This window comes from Microbacterium sp. TW_SC_2, from assembly GCF_055361165.1.
This window is the reverse complement of record NZ_CM143952.1, coordinates 1,552,132-1,571,707: the sequence shown is the minus strand read 5'-3', so window position 1 is coordinate 1,571,707 and position 19,576 is coordinate 1,552,132. Positions and strand designations below refer to the sequence as shown.

18 protein-coding genes and 1 tRNA gene are annotated in these 19,576 nt (G+C 68.9%); 5 read left to right on the top strand and 14 right to left on the bottom strand.

Annotated features, from left to right (window positions below; genetic code table 11):
- Positions 1-85: 85 nt before the first annotated feature.
- Genes lnt through ACWA14_RS07345 form a run of 9 tightly spaced genes read right to left on the bottom strand, consistent with a single transcriptional unit; the run spans position 86 to position 9,801 of the window.
- Positions 86-1,621, bottom strand: a complete 1,536-nt coding sequence (gene lnt / locus ACWA14_RS07385; RefSeq protein WP_463797240.1) for an apolipoprotein N-acyltransferase — start codon at positions 1,619-1,621, stop codon at positions 86-88.
- 11 nt (positions 1,622-1,632) lie between these two features.
- Positions 1,633-4,107: a DEAD/DEAH box helicase gene (locus ACWA14_RS07380; protein ID WP_463797238.1), complete on the bottom strand. Its 2,475-nt coding sequence runs from the start codon at positions 4,105-4,107 to the stop codon at positions 1,633-1,635.
- Positions 4,104-4,862: a twin-arginine translocase subunit TatC gene (gene tatC / locus ACWA14_RS07375; RefSeq protein ID WP_463797390.1), complete on the bottom strand. Its 759-nt coding sequence runs from the start codon at positions 4,860-4,862 to the stop codon at positions 4,104-4,106. Before tatC ends, ACWA14_RS07380 begins: the two co-directional genes overlap by 4 nt.
- Positions 4,863-4,919: 57 nt before the next feature.
- A complete protein-coding gene (tatA, locus tag ACWA14_RS07370; protein ID WP_463797236.1) occupies positions 4,920-5,171 on the bottom strand; it encodes a Sec-independent protein translocase subunit TatA in 252 nt (83 codons plus the stop codon).
- A gap of 45 nt (positions 5,172-5,216) precedes the next feature.
- The gene (locus ACWA14_RS07365; RefSeq protein WP_463797234.1) at positions 5,217-6,200 is read right to left on the bottom strand and encodes a helix-turn-helix transcriptional regulator; all 984 of its coding nucleotides are present in this window, start codon (positions 6,198-6,200) and stop codon (positions 5,217-5,219) included.
- Entirely contained in the window at positions 6,197-7,210 is a 1,014-nt protein-coding gene (locus ACWA14_RS07360) for a helix-turn-helix transcriptional regulator (protein WP_463797232.1), read from the bottom strand. Before ACWA14_RS07360 ends, ACWA14_RS07365 begins: the two co-directional genes overlap by 4 nt.
- The gene (locus ACWA14_RS07355) at positions 7,210-8,124 is read right to left on the bottom strand and encodes a hypothetical protein (protein ID WP_463797230.1); all 915 of its coding nucleotides are present in this window, start codon (positions 8,122-8,124) and stop codon (positions 7,210-7,212) included. Before ACWA14_RS07355 ends, ACWA14_RS07360 begins: the two co-directional genes overlap by 1 nt.
- A 10-nt stretch (positions 8,125-8,134) precedes the next feature.
- A complete protein-coding gene (locus ACWA14_RS07350) occupies positions 8,135-9,154 on the bottom strand; it encodes a tRNA (adenine-N1)-methyltransferase (RefSeq protein ID WP_463797228.1) in 1,020 nt (339 codons plus the stop codon).
- Positions 9,151-9,801 carry an HAD family hydrolase gene (locus ACWA14_RS07345; protein WP_463797226.1) on the bottom strand — a complete coding sequence of 217 codons (651 nt, stop codon included), beginning with the start codon at positions 9,799-9,801 and terminating at the stop codon, positions 9,151-9,153. The genes ACWA14_RS07350 and ACWA14_RS07345 overlap by 4 nt, the downstream gene beginning before the upstream one ends.
- A 123-nt stretch (positions 9,802-9,924) precedes the next feature.
- Between ACWA14_RS07345 and ACWA14_RS07340 the strand changes: the two genes are divergently transcribed.
- Positions 9,925-10,779, top strand: coding sequence for a PAC2 family protein (locus tag ACWA14_RS07340; RefSeq protein WP_463797224.1), 855 nt, complete (start codon positions 9,925-9,927; stop codon positions 10,777-10,779).
- Between the two features lie 36 nt (positions 10,780-10,815).
- Here the strand turns inward: ACWA14_RS07340 and ACWA14_RS07335 are convergent, their stop codons facing one another.
- Together ACWA14_RS07335 and ACWA14_RS07330 are read right to left on the bottom strand one after the other, a co-directional pair.
- Positions 10,816-11,640: an undecaprenyl-diphosphate phosphatase gene (locus ACWA14_RS07335; RefSeq protein WP_463797221.1), complete on the bottom strand. Its 825-nt coding sequence runs from the start codon at positions 11,638-11,640 to the stop codon at positions 10,816-10,818.
- 52 nt (positions 11,641-11,692) lie between these two features.
- Positions 11,693-12,988, bottom strand: coding sequence for a M20/M25/M40 family metallo-hydrolase (locus tag ACWA14_RS07330; protein WP_463797217.1), 1,296 nt, complete (start codon positions 12,986-12,988; stop codon positions 11,693-11,695).
- Positions 12,989-13,099: 111 nt separating this feature from the next.
- Between ACWA14_RS07330 and ACWA14_RS07325 the strand changes: the two genes are divergently transcribed.
- Positions 13,100-13,182, top strand: a tRNA-Leu gene (locus ACWA14_RS07325).
- Positions 13,183-13,252: 70 nt separating this feature from the next.
- On the opposite strand, the gene ACWA14_RS07320 is transcribed toward ACWA14_RS07325, so the two are convergent.
- Together ACWA14_RS07320 and ACWA14_RS07315 are read right to left on the bottom strand one after the other, a co-directional pair.
- On the bottom strand, positions 13,253-14,350 hold the full coding sequence (locus tag ACWA14_RS07320) for a VIT1/CCC1 transporter family protein (protein ID WP_463797214.1): 1,098 nt from the start codon (positions 14,348-14,350) through the stop codon (positions 13,253-13,255).
- Positions 14,351-14,477: 127 nt separating this feature from the next.
- Positions 14,478-16,223 (bottom strand): DEAD/DEAH box helicase, encoded by a 1,746-nt coding sequence (locus ACWA14_RS07315; protein WP_463797213.1) that lies wholly within the window; start codon positions 16,221-16,223, stop codon positions 14,478-14,480.
- A 158-nt stretch (positions 16,224-16,381) separates the two neighbouring features.
- Between ACWA14_RS07315 and ACWA14_RS07310 the strand changes: the two genes are divergently transcribed.
- Complete coding sequence (locus ACWA14_RS07310; protein WP_463797211.1) at positions 16,382-17,209, top strand: SGNH/GDSL hydrolase family protein; 828 nt, start codon at positions 16,382-16,384, stop codon at positions 17,207-17,209.
- A 5-nt stretch (positions 17,210-17,214) separates the two neighbouring features.
- Here ACWA14_RS07310 and ACWA14_RS07305 read toward each other — a convergent pair whose 3' ends face one another.
- The gene (locus tag ACWA14_RS07305; protein WP_463797209.1) at positions 17,215-18,015 is read right to left on the bottom strand and encodes a TrmH family RNA methyltransferase; all 801 of its coding nucleotides are present in this window, start codon (positions 18,013-18,015) and stop codon (positions 17,215-17,217) included.
- Between the two features lie 91 nt (positions 18,016-18,106).
- On the opposite strand from ACWA14_RS07305, the gene ACWA14_RS07300 reads away from it, so the two are divergent.
- Both ACWA14_RS07300 and ACWA14_RS07295 read left to right on the top strand, forming a co-directional pair.
- Positions 18,107-18,946, top strand: a complete 840-nt coding sequence (locus ACWA14_RS07300) for a Sir2 family NAD-dependent protein deacetylase (RefSeq protein ID WP_463797207.1) — start codon at positions 18,107-18,109, stop codon at positions 18,944-18,946.
- Entirely contained in the window at positions 18,943-19,530 is a 588-nt protein-coding gene (locus tag ACWA14_RS07295) for a histidine phosphatase family protein (protein WP_463797205.1), read from the top strand. The genes ACWA14_RS07300 and ACWA14_RS07295 overlap by 4 nt, the downstream gene beginning before the upstream one ends.
- Positions 19,531-19,576 lie beyond the last annotated feature (46 nt).

The window sequence follows — 19,576 nt, the reverse complement described above, 5'->3', positions numbered from 1 at the left end:
CGTCGTCCCTCTCCCTGGAGGAACACGACCGTCACGCCCCTTCAGTAACTTACCATGCGTAAGTTACTGAAGGTAAGTTACCGGATCAACTCCGGACATCACGCCGGCGCGCGACCCACCACCCGGCCGCCAGCGCCCCCAGGCCGCCCCAGAGCAGCACCTGCTGCACCCAGGGGCCCAGGACCACGCCGGCGGTGAGACCGGTGCGCAGCTCGACGTCCTCGAGCATGGCTCCTGCTTGTCCGGCGTCGAGGCGCGTCATGGTCGAGCCGTCGGGGCGCATGATCTGACTCGTGCCGACTGTCGAGATGTTGACGACGCTGCGGCCCGTCTCGATCGCACGCATGCGCGCGAACGCCAGCTGCTGGAGGTTCTCGTCGGTCCCCCGGAAATCCGCGTTGTTGGTCTGGAACACGAGGACCTGAGCTCCCGCGTTCACACCCTCGAGGATCACGTCGTCGTAGATCACGTCGAAGCAGATCGCGAGCCCCACGGCGACCCCGTCGATGTCGACGATCGGCGGGTTCTCCCCCGGCGTGTACTCGCGCTGGATGAGACCGATGAGGTCCGGGGCGAGCGCGTTGAAGAACGGGCGATCGGGCACGTACTCACCGAAAGGCACAGGATGCCGCTTGTCGTGCAGCTGCGTCGCTCCCCCGGCATCCGTCCACAGCATCGACGTGTTGAAATAGCGCCCGGTGCGCGCGGTCGCGGCGTTCGCGAGCAGAGGGGCATCGATGCGGGTCGTGATCAACGTCATCCGACGTGCCAGCGTCTCGTTCTGGAACGGGTCCGTGTCGAGTCCGCCCTCCGGCCACACCAGCAGGTCGACGTCCTCGCCGTAGAGCGGAGCGGTGGCATCCGTCTGCGCGTCGATCACCGAGAACGGCTCGCGCTGGTCGAAGTAGCCCGTGGGGCCGTTGCCCTGCACCGCGGCGATGCGCATCGAGCCGGCGGCGACGGTCGGGAACGCTGGCGTGAGGGCCAGGAGCACGACCAGGGTCGCGGGCACCACCACGGCGAGCGGTCGCTTCCAGGCGCGAAGCCGAGCGACCTCGATCAGCAGGGCCACCACGAGCACCATGAGGAATCCGAGCCCGCTGACCCCGACCCACGAGGAGATCGATGCGAGCGGGCTCTCGGCCTGGCTCATGCCGATGCGCGCCCACGGAAAACCGCCGTACGGCCACGTGCCGATGAAGAGCTCTCGACCGACCCAGAGCGCCGAGACCACCACGGGCAGCAGGAGGAGACGCGCGTTGCGGCCCGGGAACGCCCGCGGCAGCCAACGGTACGCCAGCGCGATCGGGATCAGCGCGAGAGCCGTCAGCCCGCCCTCGACGACGCTCAGCGCCGCCCAGGGCACCGGACCGAGATAGCGGGAGGTCCAGGAGACCAGCAACGCGAAGAAGAGGATTCCGTAGACGAGTCCCACCAACAGTGCGCCTCCGAAGCGGCGACCGATCAACGAGACGAGCAGCAGGGCGGTGGCGGGGAAGGCGAGCACCCAGACGGCGGCCCCCGGATACGAGAGATACATCAGGAGGGCGGCGGCTGCGGCACTGAGCACCGCAGCCCACAACGGCAGGAAGGGGCGCACGTGCGCTCGGGATTCGGACATCCCTCTCATTCTCACATCGAGGAGTACGCCACGATGCCACGACGCACACCGTCGAGTGCTGCGCGCGCCGTGCGAGCGGTGTCACCGTCGTCCGCGACGATCGAGAGCTGGTCGAGCAGGTCGATCGTCTGCTTCGCCCAGCGCACGAAATCGCCGGCTGCCATGTCGGCGTCGATCAGCACACGATCGAGCATTCCGCCGCGTGCCCAGGAGTGCATCGCCCCCGCAAGGCCGGCCGCGAGCGGCTCACTGCCGGGAAGGTGGTGGTCCTTCTCCAGATCGTCAAGCTCCGCCCAGAGGGTGGTCGTCTTCTCGTACGCGGATCGGAACGCGCCGCGCGGAAGCCCGTGCTCGCCCGAGTTCGCTTCGTCTCGACGGGGCTCGTACACCAGGCAGCAGGCCATGGCCGCCAGGGAAGGCGCATCCAGGCCCCGCCACAGCCCCTGACGCAGAGACTCCGCCACCAGCAGATCCCGCTCGCCGTAGATCCGACGCATAGTCCGCCCCGCGTCGGTCAGGGCGGTCTCCCCCGACGTCTCCGAGAGGTAGTCGAGCGTCTCGAGCACCTCGACCACACGGTCGAAGACGCGCGCGACCGTACCCGTACGGGTCTCGATCTGACGACGCAGACGGTCGGTCTGACGCTTGAGCTTCCAGTAGCGCTCCGCCCAGCGCGCGTGAGCCTCCCGATCGGGGCACCGATGGCAGGGGTGGCGCTGCATGCTGGTGCGCAGCGACTGGATGCGCTTCAGGCGCTTGTCGCGCGCCGCACGGGGGGCGTGCGAGTCCTGACGGTTCTTCTTCTCGAGGTCGCTGAGCTCGCGGCGGATCGCCGAGTACTCGGAAAAATCCCCGTGCTCGCACGCCATCGCGGTCTCGTAGCCCGCGAGCGAGCCCTCGGACTCCCGGACCTGACGAGCCAGTCCCACGACCGCGCGGTCGGCCTGGAACTGTGCGAAGGATGATTCGAGGATCTGCCGTGCCCGCGGCTTGCCGAACAGATCGATCAGATTGACCGCCATGTTGTACGTGGGCCGGAAGCTCGAGTTCAGCGGGTAGGTGCGCCGGGAGGCGAGCGCGGCGACCGCCTGCGGATCCATCCCCTCGGTCCACTGCACGACCGCGTGTCCCTCGACGTCGATGCCGCGGCGACCCGCCCGGCCGGTGAGCTGCGTGTACTCGCCCGAGGTGATCGCCACGCGGGCCTCGCCGTTGAACTTCTCCATCTTCTCGAGCACGACCGTGCGTGCGGGCATGTTGATGCCGAGGGCGAGCGTCTCGGTGGCGAAGACGGCCTTGACGAGCTTGAGGCGGAAGAGCTCCTCCACGACCTCCTTGAAGGCCGGGAGCATACCCGCATGGTGCGCCGCGACGCCGCGCTCGAGGTTCTCCAACCAGTCCCAGTAACCGAGAACCCCGAGGTCCTCGTCCTGCAGCGACCGCGTGCGCTCTTCGACGATCGCACGGATCTCCGCGCGCTCCTCGGTCGTCGTGAGACGGATGCCGGAGCGTCGCACCTGCTGCACGGCGGCATCGCAGCCGACACGACTGAAGATGAAGAAGATCGCCGGCAGCAGGTTGGCGCGCTCCAGCAGCGTGATCACGTCGGGGCGATCCATGCGTTCGATACGGCGCATGTTCGAGGGCCGCACCGGGCGCTGACCTCCCCGTTGCGGCCGCTTGCTCTGGCGTCCCGCGTGCCGGTTGCTGATGTAGGACTGCGTCTGCCGGTTGTTCTCGTAGTTCGAGCCGGTGAAGGAGCGGATGCGCATCAGCTCCTGATTCACCTGCGCGGTCGCGATACCGGCGCGGTCGTCGAACAGCGGGAGCAGGTCGTCGCGGACGAGGACGTGCTGCTCGAGCGGGACCGGACGGATCTCGGAGACGATGACCTCGGTGTCGCCGCGGACGGTGTCGAGCCAATCCCCGAACTCCTCCGCGTTCGACACCGTGGCGCTCAGCGACACCAGGCGCACGTGCTGCGGGAGATGGATGATGACCTCTTCCCACACCGCTCCGCGGAAGCGATCGGCGAGGTAGTGCACCTCGTCCATCACGACGTAGCGGAGGTCGCGCAGGGCGGCCGAATCGGCGTAGATCATGTTACGCAGGACCTCGGTGGTCATCACCACGATCCGCGCGTTGCCGTTGATGTTCGTGTCACCGGTCAGCAGCCCGACATCGTCAGCGCCGTAGACCTCGACCAGCTCGCGGAACTTCTGGTTGGAGAGCGCCTTCATCGGCGTCGTGTAGAAGGCCTTGTCGCTCGGGGTCTGCATCGCGAGGTGGATCGCGAACTCCCCCACGATGGTCTTGCCCGCACCGGTGGGCGCCGCGACGAGCACGCTCCTCCCCCGCTCCAGGGCATGGCAGCCGGCGATCTGGAACGGGTCGAGCTCGAACTTCTGGCGCGCCGCGAAGGCCACCGTGGCCGGATGCTCGGTGGCGGCCCGAGCTGCCGCGTAGCGCTCGGAGGGCGAACTCATAGGGGATCCGGCAGCACGCCGGTCGTGACATCGCGCTTGCGCTTGCGCCGATCGAACAGCAGCGACAACGATGCCGCGGCGAAGTACAGCACGATCAGGATGCCGGCGAGCATCAGCATGCTCACGACGTCGGCGGCGGGGGTCGCCAGCGCGGCGAAGACCGTCGCGATGACGATCGCGACGCGCCATCCCTTGAGGATCGCGCGGCCGCTCATGACCCCGGCCACGTTGAGCGCCACCAGGAAGACCGGCAGCACGAACGAGATGCCGATCACCAGCATGAGCTTGAAGATGAAGTCGTAGTACTCCTGCGCGGAGTACAGGTTCGTCGCGCCTTCGGGGGTGAAGCTCCACATCAACTCGATGATGTGCGGCATGATCATCACGCCGAGGTAGCAACCACCCAGGAAGAGCGGCACCGCGGCGACGACGAACGCCAGGGTGTACCGGATCTCCTTGCGCGTGAGGCCGGGCATGATGAACGCCCAGATCTGCCAGAGCCAGACGGGGGCTGAGGCGAACAGCCCGATGGAGAAGGCGATGCGCATGCGCATGTCGAACGCGGCGGTGACGGTGCTGAAGTTCATCGCCCCGAAGTCGTCGCCACGCTTCTCCGCGATCTCACGGATGGGACCGGTGATGAAGTGGATGATCGGGTCGGCCACGATGAAGGCGATCACCATGCCCACCAGCAGAGCGAGCGCCGCGTACATGAGCCGCTTGCGCAGCTCGACGAGGTGCGCGCCGAGCGACATTCTCCGATCGCGCCCCGCTTTCTCCTTGGCGGGCGGCTCGATGACTGCCACGGTCGATCAGGCGCGAGGCGGGGTCTCAGGGTCGATGCTCGAGTCCTTCACCGGGGCGGGCTTCACCGTGGTGGGCTCGACAGCGACGGAGTCGACGCGATCCGCATCGTCGTCCTTCATCGCCTTCATCTCTCCCTTGAAGACACGAGCCGACTGGCCCATGCTCTTCGCGAGCGCCGGGAGCTTCGCTGCACCGAACAGGAGGAGGATCACGGCGAGCACGATCAGCAGGTGCCAGCCTTGCATTCCAGCGAACATGTCAGATTTCCCCTCGTCGTTGGGCGATTTCCCTCAGTCTACAGATCAATCCTCAGCGCCGGGCCGGTGGTACAGCGCGAGTCCTGACGCTGCCCAGTCCCGGGTGGCGGAACGGGCGATCGGCGGAGCGACGACCTCCATGTCCCCACCGAACCGTGTGGCGAGACGCTTGATCCCCCGCGGATCAGCCAGATGCAGGTGCGCGGTGATGACGCCGTCGACCGCATCCAGCGTCGCCGTCGGGAGGAAGCCGCCGAGCAGCGGGACGAGCCGCTCCGGCAGCCGGACCTCCACCTGCCGCTCGTCCTCCAGGCCGGAGAACGCCTCCGGCACATGGTCGCCGGCATGCGTGATCGGGATATCGGTGAGCTGCGGGTCGCTGACGCGATCGAGGTGGAAGGTGCGCATCGCGCGGCGCAGATGACACCAGCCCTGCAGATACCACTGCGCGTTGGTGATCAGGATCTGCACCGGGTCGACCGTTCGAGTGGTCGGCTCGGCATCCGGCGCCTGATACGTGAAGGAGATCGCCCGCCCGCTCTGCACACCGCGGGCGACCGCGTCGCGGACCTCGTCGACGGCGCTGGGGGCGACCACGACCTCGGCGGGAGCATCCGCCGCACCCCGGGAGAGCTTGGAGATGAGCCCGGTCACCAAGCCGGAGTCCGAGACCGCGGGCACCGCGGCCACCATCTGCAGGCCTGCCAGCAGCGCCGCAGCTTCGCGCGCGGTGAAACGGGGCACGCGTCGCAGTGCGACGTCGTTGGTGATCAGGATGATGTCCTCCTGATCGAGCAGATCCCAGTTGATGTCGAACATCTCCTGGGGCTGCTGCCAGTATCCGGACTCGCCGGGCAGACCGATCACGGTCAGCTTCTCCACCATCGCGCGCATCTCCCGCGGAGACACCCCGAACTCCGCGGCGGCCTCGGCGAGAGAGACCTCGCCGCGCTCCAGCAGGTAGGGGACGAGCGTGAGGTAGAGCCGGACACGATCTGCGGCCAGCAAGGGCTTGGCGGGAGTCGTCACGATCGAGCGCCTCCTTCCGTTTCCCGGGACCTGTCCGAGCTGTGCGCGTCGACGACGGCCTGCAGTCGGTCGATCACGGCATCGCGCAGGGCCTCCGGCTCGACGACCCGGACCTCGGGACCGTACGAGGCGATCTCATCCGCGAGGATGTGCAGGTCGACGAACGGCACGTGGATACCCTGCGCGGCGGGAGTCGCCCGACGGCCGAGCCGCAGCGCGGCCTCCGTGCCCGGGGTGACCTCGATCAATGCCGAATTCTCGGCGGCGACGCGGGCAAGACCGCGGAGCGCGCGCTCCCCCGCGCCGTCTCGCAGGGCGGGGTCGAAGGTCGTCGCCGACACCGAGACCTCGCCGACGACGCGGCCGAGCAGGAAGGTGCGGTCCTCATCGATGTCGACATCGACGCCGTACACATGCCAGCGCGCTTCGTAGTCGACGAGAGCCAGCGGCCGCACCGTGCGGCGACGGGGCGACTGCTCCCCCGGCTTGAGATAGTCGAAACGCACCACGCGGCTCTTCTCGATCGCCTCCTGCAGAGGGGCGAACGCCGCGTCACGGGCCGTGATCCGAGGGGCGAAGCCGATGATCGGCTCGTCGCCGTCGATTCCGAGCGCACGGATCTTGCGCACGCCGGACTGTGCGTCGCCGGACGCGGACTCCGCGCTCCACACGCTTCCCGCGAGCCGGAGCACGGCGAGCTCGGCGGGGGTGAACTCGATGTCGCTCGGCAGGTCGTACTCCGCCTGCGGGATGCGATAGCGCGCCTCGCGCAGGTCGTTCGGATCGGCGGCATCGCCGATCGTCTCGATCGGGACCCCGAGCGAGCGCAACTCTTCCTTGTCGCGCTCGAACATCTTCTCGAGCGCGTCCGCCCTGGTCCCGGCATCCGCTCGCTGGCGATAGCCCGAGACGTTGTCGAGGATCTGCTGCTTGGTCAGCCCGATCTCCGTGGACATGAGCGCCACGACGAGATTCGTCAGACGCTCCTCCGCGGGTATCCGGGCGACCATCACGGCGTGGCGGTCGGCACGACGCCGAGGATGTCGACGACGATCGCGGTCGCCGGGGTCCCCTCGGACTCGGGGACGACGACGAGAAGCTGGGAGCCGACCGTGGCGCCGATCAGTTCGTTCGCCGCAGCGCCGAAGCTCGCTGCGGAGCCCCACGTGTTCGTGGCGACGGTCTTGTCGTCCCAGCTGACGGCGAGGATGTTGTTGACGATCGTGTCGCCCTTCTTCACCTCGGGCCCGTCGCCCTTGATCAGGGTCTGCGTCACGGCCTCGGTGGGCGCGGGGCTGTCCGGGATGATGATGCCGGGGGTGCCGTCGGGGGCGCGGACGACGGTGGGAAGGCCCTGTGCGTCGTTGAACTGCGATTCGCCGGACGCACGCGTCGGATAGACGTCGAGCACGTCGATCACGGCCACGACGTTCTCATCGGCTGCGAGACCGAAGCCCTCGGCGTTCTGCGCGCCGAAGTCCTCCTGCGTGAGGAGCGCGAGCACCCGGCTGCCACCCGTGGCGCATTCGAGCACCTTGCCGAGCCCCGGCGATTTCTGAGTCCAGAAGTCGATGTTGTTGACGCGGCTCAGATCTCCGTTGAACTCGGAGGTGTAGAGCTCCTCGCCGCTCTCGCCGCCGTAGAAGGCGATGTCGAGGACCATCGGCTGGAAGTCGGAGGTCAGGGTGCGTCCGTCGCCGACCGTGATGTCGGCGAACGCGCTCTCCTCGACCTTGACCGGGGGGAACACCTCCACGTCGGGCGTGGAACCGAGGTCCCCGGTGACGGTGGCGGCGCTGAGCACCTTGTCGCCGCCGGAATCGCGCTCGCACGCGGCCCCGTCGGAGGCCGGGGATGCCGCGCATCCCGTCAGGGCGAGGACGACGAGGCTGAGGGAGGCCAGAACGGCGGACGTTTTACGCACGCCCTCCAGTCTATTCCGTCGTCTGCTCGGATTCGCGCGCGGATGCCGCGAGGCGTGCCCCGTCGGCAGCCTTCGCCGCTTCGCGCACGCGCTTGCGCAGGTTCTTGTCGTTGATCTCGCGGTCTCCGACAGCTCCCGGCGTCCACTGCTCGACGTCGTCGTCGCCGTAGCTGCTCTTCGACGCGCGGCGTTTCACAGACGGAGCGACCGCGCCGGGCGCGAGCCGGCGTGCCGTGAGCAGGAAACCGGTGTGCGCGACCATTCGGTGGTCAGGGCGCACCGCCAGCCCCTCGACGTGCCAGCCGCGCACCATCGTCTCGGACGCCTCCGGGTCGGTGAAGAGCCCGGTGCCGCGGATGTACTCGGCGACACGGGAGAGCTGCGTCGCGGTCGCGACGTAACACAGCACCACGCCGCCCGGAGTCAGGGCGTCGGCGACCACGTCCATGCACTCCCACGGTGCGAGCATGTCGAGGACGACACGATCCACCGTGCCGGCAGGCTGCTCCGCCGGGAGCGCGTCGATCAGGTCTCCGACGACCACACGCCACGTCGAGGGGGTCTCGCCGAAGAATGTCGTGACGTTCCCGCGTGCCACGTCGGCGAAGTCCTCCCGGCGCTCGAAGGACACCAGGGTGCCGGTCGGTCCGACCGCGCGCAGCAGGGAGAGCGAGAGCGCACCCGAACCGACCCCGGCCTCCACCACCGTCGCCCCCGGGAAGATGTCCGCCTGCATCACGATCTGGGCGGCGTCCTTGGGGTAGACGATCGCGGCGCCCCGAGGCATCGACATCGCGAAATCACGCAGCAGCGGGCGCAGCGCGAGGTAGTCGTGCCCCGAGCTGTTCGCGACCACGGAGCCGTCGGGCAGGCCGATGAGATCACGGTGCCGGAGGACGCCGTGGTGGGTGTGGAGTTCACCCTCCTCCCGCAGCGTCACGGTGTGCAGACGTGCCTTCGGCCCGGTGAGCTGCACACGATCGCCGACGCGGAACGGGCCGCTCGGTCGTGGTGCGGAGTACTCGGTCATCGGGTGACTCCCGTCGACGTGCTCTGGCGGTCGAACAGGTCGATGAGTTCCGGGAGACCACGCCCGTCCAGCGTCGGCCACAGCTCGTGCGCGCCGATCTCGTCGAGCGACACGATGTGAGGCACTCCGAGCACGACGGCGCCGGACGCGATCCCCGCGCGGAGACCCGTGGGCGAGTCCTCGATCACGACGGCCTCGGCGATGTCGATGTCGAGCAGGGCCGCGGCCTGCAGGTACGGCTCGGGGTGCGGCTTCGGGTTGTCGACATCATCGCCGGCGACCACCAGATCGAACGCGTCGAAATCGATCAGCTCGACGACGCCGAGCGCCATCCGTCGAAGCGACATGGTCACCAGGGCGGTGGGGATGCCCGCGTCCTTGAGCTCGCGGAGCAGCTCGCGCGCTCCCGGGCGGAACGGCACGCCGTCCGTGCGCAGCGACTCCTGCACGGCGTCCGTGAGGGTCGAGATGATCGCCTCGGCCTCCATGTCGACGCCGGCACGCTGCAGGATGAGTGCGCTGTCGAGGAGTCCGTTGCCGACGAGCTGCAGAGCATCCTCGTGGCTCCAGGTACCTCCGAACGACTCCACCAGGGTCGTCTCCGCCGCCATCCAGTACGGTTCGGTGTCGACGAGGGTTCCATCCATGTCCCAAAGGACCGCGCGGGGCTGTCTGCTCACTGAACCCATGCTAGCCGGGGCGGACGCCCACTTCCCGCCCACGCGGACTAGCCTGGAGGGATACGTCCCCGACCTCGAAGGGAGCCCCGGATGGATGTTCTCGGTTCACGCATCGTCATCGTCGCCTTCGACGGGTGGAACGATGCGGGCGAGGGCGCGAGTGGCGCGGTCGAGGCATTGCGCGCCTCGACCGACTACGACCTGGTGCATTCGGTCGACCCTGAGCTGTACTTCGACTACCAGTACACGCGTCCGTCGACACAGACCGATGCCGAGGGACGGCGTCAGCTGAAGTGGCCCGAGGCCGGGCTCTGGCGTCCGCGCGTGTCGGCGACCGGCACGGACCCCGAGTTCTGGATCCTCACCGGCGTGGAGCCGGCCCGTACGTGGCAGTCATTCGCCTCGGAGTTCATCGACATCGCGCTGCGTGACGACGTCACGGGCGTCGTGACGCTGGGCGCCATGCTGTCCGACGTGCCGCACACCCGCCCCATCTCGATCTTCACCTCGAGCCAGAACGAGCAGGTCCGCGAGGCGCACGACCTCGAGCGCTCGCTGTACGAGGGCCCCGTCGGAATCCTCAGCGTGATCGAGCACTTCGCCGAGAGTGCCGGCATCCCCACGGCGAGCCTCTGGGCCAGCGTGCCGCACTACGTCGCGACCGCGACTCCCTCGCCGAAAGTGACCCTGGCCCTTCTCGATCGCCTCGAGGAGCTCACGGGCGTCGACGTGTCACGCGATCACCTGCGCACGGAAGCCGCAGCCTGGGAAGCGTCGATCGATGCCGCAGCGGCCGATGACGAGGACATGGCGGAGTACATCCGCCAGCTCGAGCGCACACGCGACACCTGGGACTCCCCCGAGGCCTCCGGGGATGCGATCGCGCAGGCGTTCGAGCGCTACCTCCGTCGGCGCGACGACGGTCCCGGCGACCGCAAGCGCTGACGCCGGAAGGCGCAGCGCGCGCGGCGAGGACGATCCTCAGGCGGCGATGACCCCGGTCCCGAGCAGCACCAGCAGCACGGTGCCGAGCAGGATGCGGTAGATCACGAACGGCAGGAAGCTGTGCTTCGAGATCCAGTTCATGAAGAACGCGATCACGCCGAGAGCGACGACGAACGCGACACCGGTCGCGGCGAGCGTGTCACCGAACGAGAAGAACGCCGGCTCTCCCCAGCTCTTGTACACCTGGTAGAAACCGCTGCCGAAGACCGCCGGGATGGCGAGCAGGAAGGCGTAGCGGGCCGCAGCCGCGCGCTCGTAGCCGAGGAAGAGTCCGATCGTGATCGTGCCGCCGGAGCGCGACACGCCCGGAACGAGTGCGAGGGCCTGAGCGAAGCCGAAGGCCACGCCGTGGGGGTACGTGAGATCGTTCAGCTTCCGTCGCTTGGCTCCGACATGATCGGCGATGCCGAGAAGGATGCCGAAGACGATCAGCATGATGGCGACGATCCACAGCGAGCGGAGGACGGTCTCGATCTGATCCTGGAACAGCAGACCGAGCAGCACGATCGGGATGCTGCCGATGATGATCAGCCAGCCCATGCGCGCATCCGGATCGCTGCGCGGCACCTTGCCGAGCAGGGAGCGGAACCACTGCGACACGATCCGCACGATGTCGCGCCAGAAGAAGACGACCACGGCCGCCTCGGTCCCGATCTGCGTGATGGCCGTGAAGGCGGCACCGGGGTCCTCCCCCGACGGCAGGAAGGTGCCGAGGATGCGCAGATGGGCGCTGGAGGAGATCGGCAGGAACTCGGTGAGCCCCTGGACGATACCGAGGATGAGCGCTTCGAACAGATGCATGGAGAGGAAGGCCTTCTGAGTCAGGGGATCGCGCGAGGAGTGCCGTGAGCGCTCAGTACGTGCGCAACAGGTCGGTCAGCACCCGCTGGCCGAAGACAAGCGATTCTACGGGTACACGCTCATCGACTCCGTGGAACATGCCCGTGAAGTCGAGGTCGGCCGGCAGCTTGAGCGGCGCGAAGCCGTAGCCGGTGATCCCCAGGTACGCGAGCGCCTTGTTGTCGGTGCCGGCGCCGAGCAGGTAAGGGATCACGGGCACCCCGGGGTCGTGACGGCCGATGCTCGCGACCATCGCCTCGACCAGATCTCCCTCGAACGGCGTCTCCATGCCGATGTCGCGGACCACGGTCTCGATCACGATGTCGTCTCCTGCGATCTGCTGCAGCTCGGCGAGCACGTCATCCTCGGTCCCGGGGATGACCCGGACGTCGATCAGCGCCTCGGCGCGTTCGGGGATCACGTTGTGCTTGTATCCGGCTGCGAGCACCGTGGGGTTCGTCGTCGTGCGGAACGTCGAGCGCAAGAACGCCTCGGCGGGTCCGGCCGCGGCGGCGAGGGCGTCGGGATCGTCGACGCTGCGTCCGGTCAGGGCACTGAGCCCGTCCAGCAGCGCGGTGGTGGTCGGGGTGAGCAGGATGGGCCACCGCGTGCGCCCGATCGCCGTGACGGCCTCGGCGAGCCGCGTGATGGCGTTGTCGTCATGCAGACGGCTGCCGTGACCCGCACGCCCCTTCGCGACCAGGCGAATCCAGATCAGCGCTTTCTCGCCGACCTGCAGCAGGTACGCCCGACGGTCATCGACCGTGATCGAGTACCCGCCGACCTCGCTGATCGCCTCGCCGGCGCCCTGGAACCACTCCGGACGATCCTGGACGACCAACGCGGACCCCTCGACTCCCCCGTTCTCCTCGTCGGCGAAGAACACGAGCACGAGGTCGCGCTCGGGCTGCTCACCCGCGCGCAGGATGTCGGCGACCGAGGTGAGGATCATCGCGTTCATGTTCTTCATGTCGACCGCGCCGCGGCCCCAGAGCATGCCGTCGCGGACGAGCCCGGCGAACGGGTCGACCGTCCAGTCCTCCGCCATCGCGGGGACGACGTCCAGGTGACCGTGCACGACCAGTGCGGGCTTGGTCCGGTCGCGCCCCGGGATCCGGGCCATCACGTTGGTCCGTCGGTCGACCGGCTCGTAGTATTCGACCTCGAGACCGAGCGCTTCGAGGTAGGCGCCGACGTACTCGGCGGCCTCGCGCTCCCCCTTGGCGTTGCCGCCGCCGAAGTTCGAGGTGTCGAAGCGGATCAGGTCACTCGCGACGCGCACGACCTCGGGAAGCGACGGATCGATCATGTGATCAGGCTACCGAATGCGCGTGCCACGCCCGGGCGTACGGCTCGTTTCGAGCGTCCGCACAACTCGTGATAGTGTCATTCTTCGGTCGGCAACGATCATCCAACACCTGCGCGGGTGGCGGAATGGTAGACGCGCTGCGTTGAGGTCGCAGTGCCCGAAAGGGCGTGGGGGTTCAAGTCCCCCTCCGCGCACAGAGAGAGAAGAAGGCCCCCGAGAGGGGGCCTTCTTCGCGTTACGGGGTGTTTCCACCCCGCACGGCGGCTAGACCGCGCCCACGCCGAACAGCAGCCCGAGCAGGTACGTGATCGCGGCAGCCCCGAATCCGATCGCCAGCTGTCGAAGGGCACGGCGCAGCGGCGGACCACCCGAGAGGATGCCGACCATGGCGCCCGTGCTGAGCAGGGCGATGCCGACGAGGATCAGAGCCACGACGACGGCGGTGGTGCCCTCCAGGCCGAAGATCCACGGCAGCACCGGGATGACCGCCCCCGAGGAGAAGAGCAGGAAGCTGGAGATCGCGGCGGTCCAGTCGCTGCCGACGATGTCGTGCTCATCTCCCGTGTGCGTGCGGACCGGACCGGTCGCCGTGCGTCGTGCGCCCGCCTGAGCCGCGGTCACGATGCGTCGGGCACGTCCCAGTGCCTCTTCGGGATCCATCCCCCGCGCGCGGTAGACGAGCGCGAGCTCGTTCTCGTCGATGTCGAGGTCTCCTGCGGAGTCCGCGGCGTCCTCGTTCGCCTCGGTGGCGGCCAACAGCTCGCGCTGCGAGCGGACCGACACGAATTCTCCCGCTCCCATCGAGAGGGCCCCGGCGAGCAGGCCGGCGACGCCGCTGAACAGCACGAAGCTCGCGCTCACGCCGGTCGCGCCGATGCCGAGCACGAGGGCGAGGTTGCTGACGAGACCGTCGTTCGCGCCGAACACGGCGGCACGGAACGAGCCAGACAGCCGGCGTCGTCCCCGTGCCGCGAGGCCGCGTACGACCTCGTAGTGCACCTTCTCGTCGGCGCGCATGGCGGGGGTCGCGTACTGCTCCTCGTCATAGGGCGAGCGCGCTTCGGCGCTCTGGGCGAGGGCGAGCACGAAGATGGAGCCGAACCGGCCCGCCATCCACCCGAGCATGCGCGAGTGCAGACCGGCGCGCGGCAGGCGTGCCGGCTCACCGCCGAGCAGGTCGAGCCAATGCTGCTCGTGTCGACGCTCCGCCTCGGCGAGACTGAGCAGGATGTCGCGCTCTTCTCCGGAGCGCGTCGCGGCGAGCCGCTGGTACACGTGGCCTTCGGCGCGCTCCTCGACGAGATAGCGCGCCCAGCGGCGGCGGTCGGCGGCGGTCGGTTCCGCGGCAGCGGGGGCTGTCATGGGTCCTCCTGGCATCAGTGCGTGCCCGGCTCAGGGCAACCGTTCCACGCTAGCCTCGACCGCCTCGCGCGGCCCCACCGAGCGCACGATTGCCAGCATTTCGGGGATCCGAAGCCGACCCGCGGGGTCAGGAGCGGACGCGCTTGCGCAGCACGTCGATGCGCGACTGCAGCTGTGTGACCGTGGCTTGGGCGACCGCAGGTCCGCCGCAGATACGACGCAGCTCGGCGTGCACCGCGCCGTGCGGCTCGCCCTTCTGCCGCGCATACAGACCCACGAGGCTGTTGAGCAGTTGGCGCTGCTCCTTGAGGGTGCGGTGCAGCGGCGCGGGGAGCGTGGTCGTCTCCGTGGGCGCGGCCGAGGCTTCGCGCGCCTCACGCAGGCGCGACTGCCTGCTCTGGCGGTGCATCAGCAGCTCATGCACGTGCTCCGGCTCGAGAAGACCGGGGAACCCGATGAACTCCTCCTCCTCGGGCGTTCCGGGCTCGGCGAGCTGCCCGAACTCCTGCCCTTCGAACACGACACGATCGAAGTGCGCCACCGAGGAGAGCGCCTGATAGCTGAACTCCTGCGTCAGCGCGTCGGAGGCATCGTCCTCACGATTGGCACTGTCGAGCAGCGAATCCTCGAGGCCGTCGCCCTCGTCGTTCGACTGCCGATCGAGGGCGTGGTCGCGCTGCTTGTCCATCTCGTTCGCGAGGCCCATGAGCACCGGCACCTGAGGCAGGAACACGCTGGCGGCCTCACCGCGGCGCCGTGCTCGCACGAAGCGTCCGATCGCCTGCGCGAAGAACAGCGGCGTCGACGACGAGGTGGCATAGACGCCGACGGCGAGTCGGGGTACATCGACGCCCTCCGACACCATGCGCACCGCGACCATCCACCGGGCGTCCGTGGCGCTGAACCGGTCGATGCGCTCGGAGGCCGTCGCGTCGTCGGACAGCACGACGGTGGGATGCTGTCCCGTGATGCTGTGCAGGATCTTGGCGTAGGCGCGGGCGACGGTCTGGTCCGTGGCGAGCACGAGACCGCCGGCATCCGGCACGTGGTGACGGATCTCCGTGAGACGGCGATCCGCGGCCGAGAGCACGGCCGGCATCCACTCCCCCTCCGGATCGAGCGCGGTGCGCCAGGCCTGGGAGGTGACGTCCTTCGTGTTGTCCTGCCCGAGATGCGTCTCGAGCTCGTCACCGTTCGTCGTGCGCCAGCGCATCTTGCCGGCGTACATGTGGAACAGCACGGGGCGCACGACGCCGTCGGCCAGAGCGCGGCCGTAGCCGTAGTTGTAGTCGGTGCGGGAGATGCGCGCCCCGGACTCGTCGGGGTGGTATTCCACGAACGGGATGGGAGCGGTGTCGCTGCGGAAGGGCGTCCCCGACAGCAGCAGGCGCCGCTTCGCCGGGGCATAGGCGTCGCGGATCGCATCGCCCCAGCTGAGCGCGTCGCCTCCGTGGTGCACCTCGTCGAGGATCACGAGGGTCTTCGCGTCTTCGGTGAGATGACGATGCACCGATGACTTCGCCGCGACCTGCGCGTACGTGACGACGGCCCCGTGATAGTGCCGTGCCGGCGCCCAGTCGCTGTTGCGGAATCGGGGGTCGAGGCGGATGTGGACGCGCGCCGCCGCGTCGGCCCATTGGGTCTTGAGGTGCTCGGTCGGCGCGACCACGATGATGCGGTTCACCTCGCCCGTCCGCATGAGCTCGACGGCGAGGGTGAGGGCGAAGGTGGTCTTGCCGGCGCCGGGCGTCGCCGCGACCAGGAAGTCGCGCTGGTCGGCCTCGAAGTACTTCTCGAGCGCCTCCTGTTGCCAGGCGCGCAGCTTGCTCGCGGTTCCCCACGGGGCGCGCTGAGGAAAGGACGGAGAGAGCATCGAGTCCACGATAATCGCTGCCGCCGACATGCGTTCGCGCTCCCCCGGGATCCGAGTCGCCGGCGCCGACCCGCCCTTCCGGGAACGGTCGACGGGGGTAGGCTCGATGACTGCGCGGCGGCCGCCGCCGTCACCGCCTGTGGGAAGAGGAGAGCCGGATGAACGACCAGGATGCGACCCGCACCCCGTACGTCCCGAACGACACTCCACACCCGTGGCGGCGCTTCGTCGCCGTGGGAGATTCGTTCACCGAGGGGATCGGCGACCCCGATCCGGTGCAACCGGGGAGCCACCGGGGCTGGGCCGATCGCGTCGCCGACGTGCTCGGTCAAGGAGTCGACGACTTCGCGTACGCCAACCTCGCCGTGCGCGGAAAGCTGATCGCACAGATCGTCGCCGACCAGATCGATCCGGCCATCGCGCTGCGCCCCGATCTCGTCTCGATCTGCGCCGGGGGCAACGATGTCATCCGTCCGGGAACCGACCCCGACGCGATCGCGGCGCAGCTGGAGGACGCGGTGTCCCGCCTCGCCTCGACAGGCGCTGCGGTACTGCTGTTCACGGGCGTCGACACGGGGTTCAGCCCGGTCCTGCGCGCCTTCCGCGGCAAGGTCGCGATCTACAACGAGAACGTCCGCGCGATCGCCGAGCGCCACGACTGCATCGTGGCCGACCAGTGGGCGCTCAAAGTCGTCCAGGACGCCCGGTTCTTCGCGGATGATCGCCTGCACTACAACGCGCTCGGTCACCACGAGGTCGCGCGCATGGCGCTGCGGGCTCTGAACGTGCCGAACACCCTCGAGGCGATGCAGCCCGCCGCGCTCCCGCTGCGCACCTGGCGCGAGGCGCGCTCGGAGGATTTCGTGTGGGCGCGCGCGCACCTCGTCCCGTGGGTGCTCCGGCGTCTACGCCACCAGTCGTCCGGCGACAACCTCGCCGCGAAACGTCCCGACCCGTCGCCGATGGTCTTCCGCGAGCCCGACTGAGTCGGTCAGTTCCTGAGAGCCCAGAGGGCGACCGCCGCCGCGGAGGCGACGTTGAGCGAGTCGACCCCGCCGGACATCGGGATCGTGACGACCGTGTCCGCGGACTCGATGACCGTGCGGGAGAGCCCGTCGCCCTCCGATCCCATGACGACGGCGACGCGCTCCGGACGATCGGCGACATAGGCGTCGAGCGTGACCGCGTCGTCGCGCAGGGCCAGCGCCGCGATGTCGAACCCGGCGGCGTGAAGATCCTCGACCGCGGACTCCCAGTCGTCGATACGCGTCCACGGCACCTGGAACACCGTTCCCATGCTCACCCGCACGCTGCGCCGGTAGAGCGGGTCCGCTCCCCCGGGCGACAGCAGCACGGCATCCGCACCGAGGCCGGCAGCCGCCCGGAACGCGGCGCCGACGTTCGTGTGATCGCCGATGCTGTCGAGGATCAGCACGAGACGCGCACCATCGAGGAGTTCGCGGACGCTCGGCAACTCCGGGCGATGCATCGACGCGATCGTCCCGCGGTGCACGGCGAAGCCGGTCACGGCCTCCGCGATCTCATCGGGGACGACGTACACCGGCACATCGAGTGCACCGACGATGGGACGGATGTCCTCGATCCGACGCTCCTGCACGAGGAGCGAGCGCGGACGATGGCCGGCAGCGACGGCCCGCGCGATGACCTTGGTGGATTCGGCGATGTACAGGCCGCCGGCCGGCTCCCGCAGCACACGGAGGGCCGTGTCGGTGAGATCGCGGTAGTCGTCCAGGCGGCGATCGTCGGCATCGGTCACACGCAGCAGGTCCACGCTCCCAGTCTGTCATCGCCGGGGCCTCCGCTCCGTCGTCATCCGCGGCGCGGGTCGCGTCCGGCATCGTAGACTCGATCGAGGAGGTCCTGTGAGCGTGTCGAACACCGCCGAGCTGTCGGCCACCATCTCCCGCGCCGCCGAGCTGCTCCGCGGCCGACGGATCGCACTGCTCACCGGAGCCGGCATCTCGACCGACTCCGGCATCCCCGCCTATCGCGGCCTCGGTGCGCCCGCGCGGAATGATCCGATGACCATCCAGACCTACCTCGGCGACGAGCGGGCACGACGGCGCTACTGGGTCGGGGGCCACCTCGGGTGGAAGGCCTTCGCGCAGGCGACGCCGAATCCCGGCCACATCGCACTCGCCGACATGGAGTCCTCCGGGCTCGTCTCCGGCGTCGTCACCCAGAACGTCGACGGTCTGCATCTGCGTGCCGGCAGCTCGCATGTCATCGAAGTGCACGGCACGATGCGTCGCGTGTTCTGCCTGCAGTGCGGCCAGGTGTTCGATCGGCGTGACATCGCCGTGCAGATCGAGGAACTCAACCCGTGGATCACGGTGCCCGAGAACGTCGCGCTCGCCCCCGACGGCGACGTGCTGCCCGAAACCGTCGACGGCTTCGTCATCCCCGTATGCACGGTGTGCGAGGGCATGTTGAAGCCGGACGTCGTGTTCTTCGGCGAGTACGTGCCGCAGGACCGGTTCCGCGCCGCGGAGTCGCTGCTGCGCGCGAGCACGGCGCTGATCGTCGCCGGTTCCTCCCTGGTCGTGAACTCCGGCGTGCGGCTCGTGGAGCGGGCACGCCGCCGCAGCATCCCCCTCATCATCGTCAACCACGAGCCGACCCGCGCGGACACCTGGGCGCATGTCACCATCGCCTCCGGCACCAGCGACGTGCTCCCCGCCCTCCAGGAGCTTCTCCGATGACCCTGCTCACCCTCGTGCGTCACGGACAGACGGACTGGAACCTCGATCGCCGCATCCAGGGATCGACCGACATCCCGCTCAACGAGACAGGCCGGGCCGACGCGCGCGCCGCGGCTGAGCGGTTGCTGGCGGGCAGGCACCACGCGGTCTATTCGAGCCCGCTGCGGCGCGCGCGGGAGACGGCGGAGATCATCGCGGAGCGTCTCGGACTCCCCCTCCAGGAGCCTGTCGCCGACGTGCGGGAGCGCGAGTTCGGTGAGGGCGAGGGAATGCTCGTGGAGGAGTACATCGCGGCCTACGGCGACTGGCATGCGCCGGTCCCCGGCGCGGAATCGCTCGATGAGGTCGGAGTGCGCGCCATCTCCGCCCTGCATCGTATCGCTCGCGAAGCTCGCCGGCGTTCGGCGCCCACCGCGGAGTCCGTGATCGTGGTGGCGCACGGTGGTGTGATCCGGGCCGTCATCGATCACGTGTCCGGCGGCACGCTCCCCCGGGTCGGCGAGGTGCTCGCCAACGGCTCCGCCCATCGCTTCGAGGCCGCGCCCGGATCCCTCCGGCTGCTGGATTCCGCCGTCCTGATCTGATCGAGGTCGGCGGGAACCGGTCCGACCGCTCGCACCCCGAGCGCGG

Bases quoted from the DNA above. Each gene is read 5' to 3' on its own strand.
- lnt (WP_463797240.1), bottom strand. From the start codon at position 1,621: ATGTCCGAATCCCGAGCGCACGTGCGCCCCTTCCTGCCGTTGTGGGCT.
- ACWA14_RS07380 (WP_463797238.1), bottom strand. From the start codon at position 4,107: ATGAGTTCGCCCTCCGAGCGCTACGCGGCAGCTCGGGCCGCCACCGAG.
- tatC (WP_463797390.1), bottom strand. From the start codon at position 4,862: ATGTCGCTCGGCGCGCACCTCGTCGAGCTGCGCAAGCGGCTCATGTAC.
- tatA (WP_463797236.1), bottom strand. From the start codon at position 5,171: ATGTTCGCTGGAATGCAAGGCTGGCACCTGCTGATCGTGCTCGCCGTG.
- ACWA14_RS07360 (WP_463797232.1), bottom strand. From the start codon at position 7,210: ATGGTCGCCCGGATACCCGCGGAGGAGCGTCTGACGAATCTCGTCGTG.
- ACWA14_RS07350 (WP_463797228.1), bottom strand. From the start codon at position 9,154: ATGACCGAGTACTCCGCACCACGACCGAGCGGCCCGTTCCGCGTCGGC.
- ACWA14_RS07345 (WP_463797226.1), bottom strand. From the start codon at position 9,801: ATGGATGGAACCCTCGTCGACACCGAACCGTACTGGATGGCGGCGGAG.
- ACWA14_RS07340 (WP_463797224.1), top strand. From the start codon at position 9,925: ATGGATGTTCTCGGTTCACGCATCGTCATCGTCGCCTTCGACGGGTGG.
- ACWA14_RS07335 (WP_463797221.1), bottom strand. From the start codon at position 11,640: ATGCATCTGTTCGAAGCGCTCATCCTCGGTATCGTCCAGGGGCTCACC.
- ACWA14_RS07330 (WP_463797217.1), bottom strand. From the start codon at position 12,988: ATGATCGATCCGTCGCTTCCCGAGGTCGTGCGCGTCGCGAGTGACCTG.
- ACWA14_RS07320 (WP_463797214.1), bottom strand. From the start codon at position 14,350: ATGACAGCCCCCGCTGCCGCGGAACCGACCGCCGCCGACCGCCGCCGC.
- ACWA14_RS07315 (WP_463797213.1), bottom strand. From the start codon at position 16,223: ATGCTCTCTCCGTCCTTTCCTCAGCGCGCCCCGTGGGGAACCGCGAGC.
- ACWA14_RS07310 (WP_463797211.1), top strand. From the start codon at position 16,382: ATGAACGACCAGGATGCGACCCGCACCCCGTACGTCCCGAACGACACT.
- ACWA14_RS07295 (WP_463797205.1), top strand. From the start codon at position 18,943: ATGACCCTGCTCACCCTCGTGCGTCACGGACAGACGGACTGGAACCTC.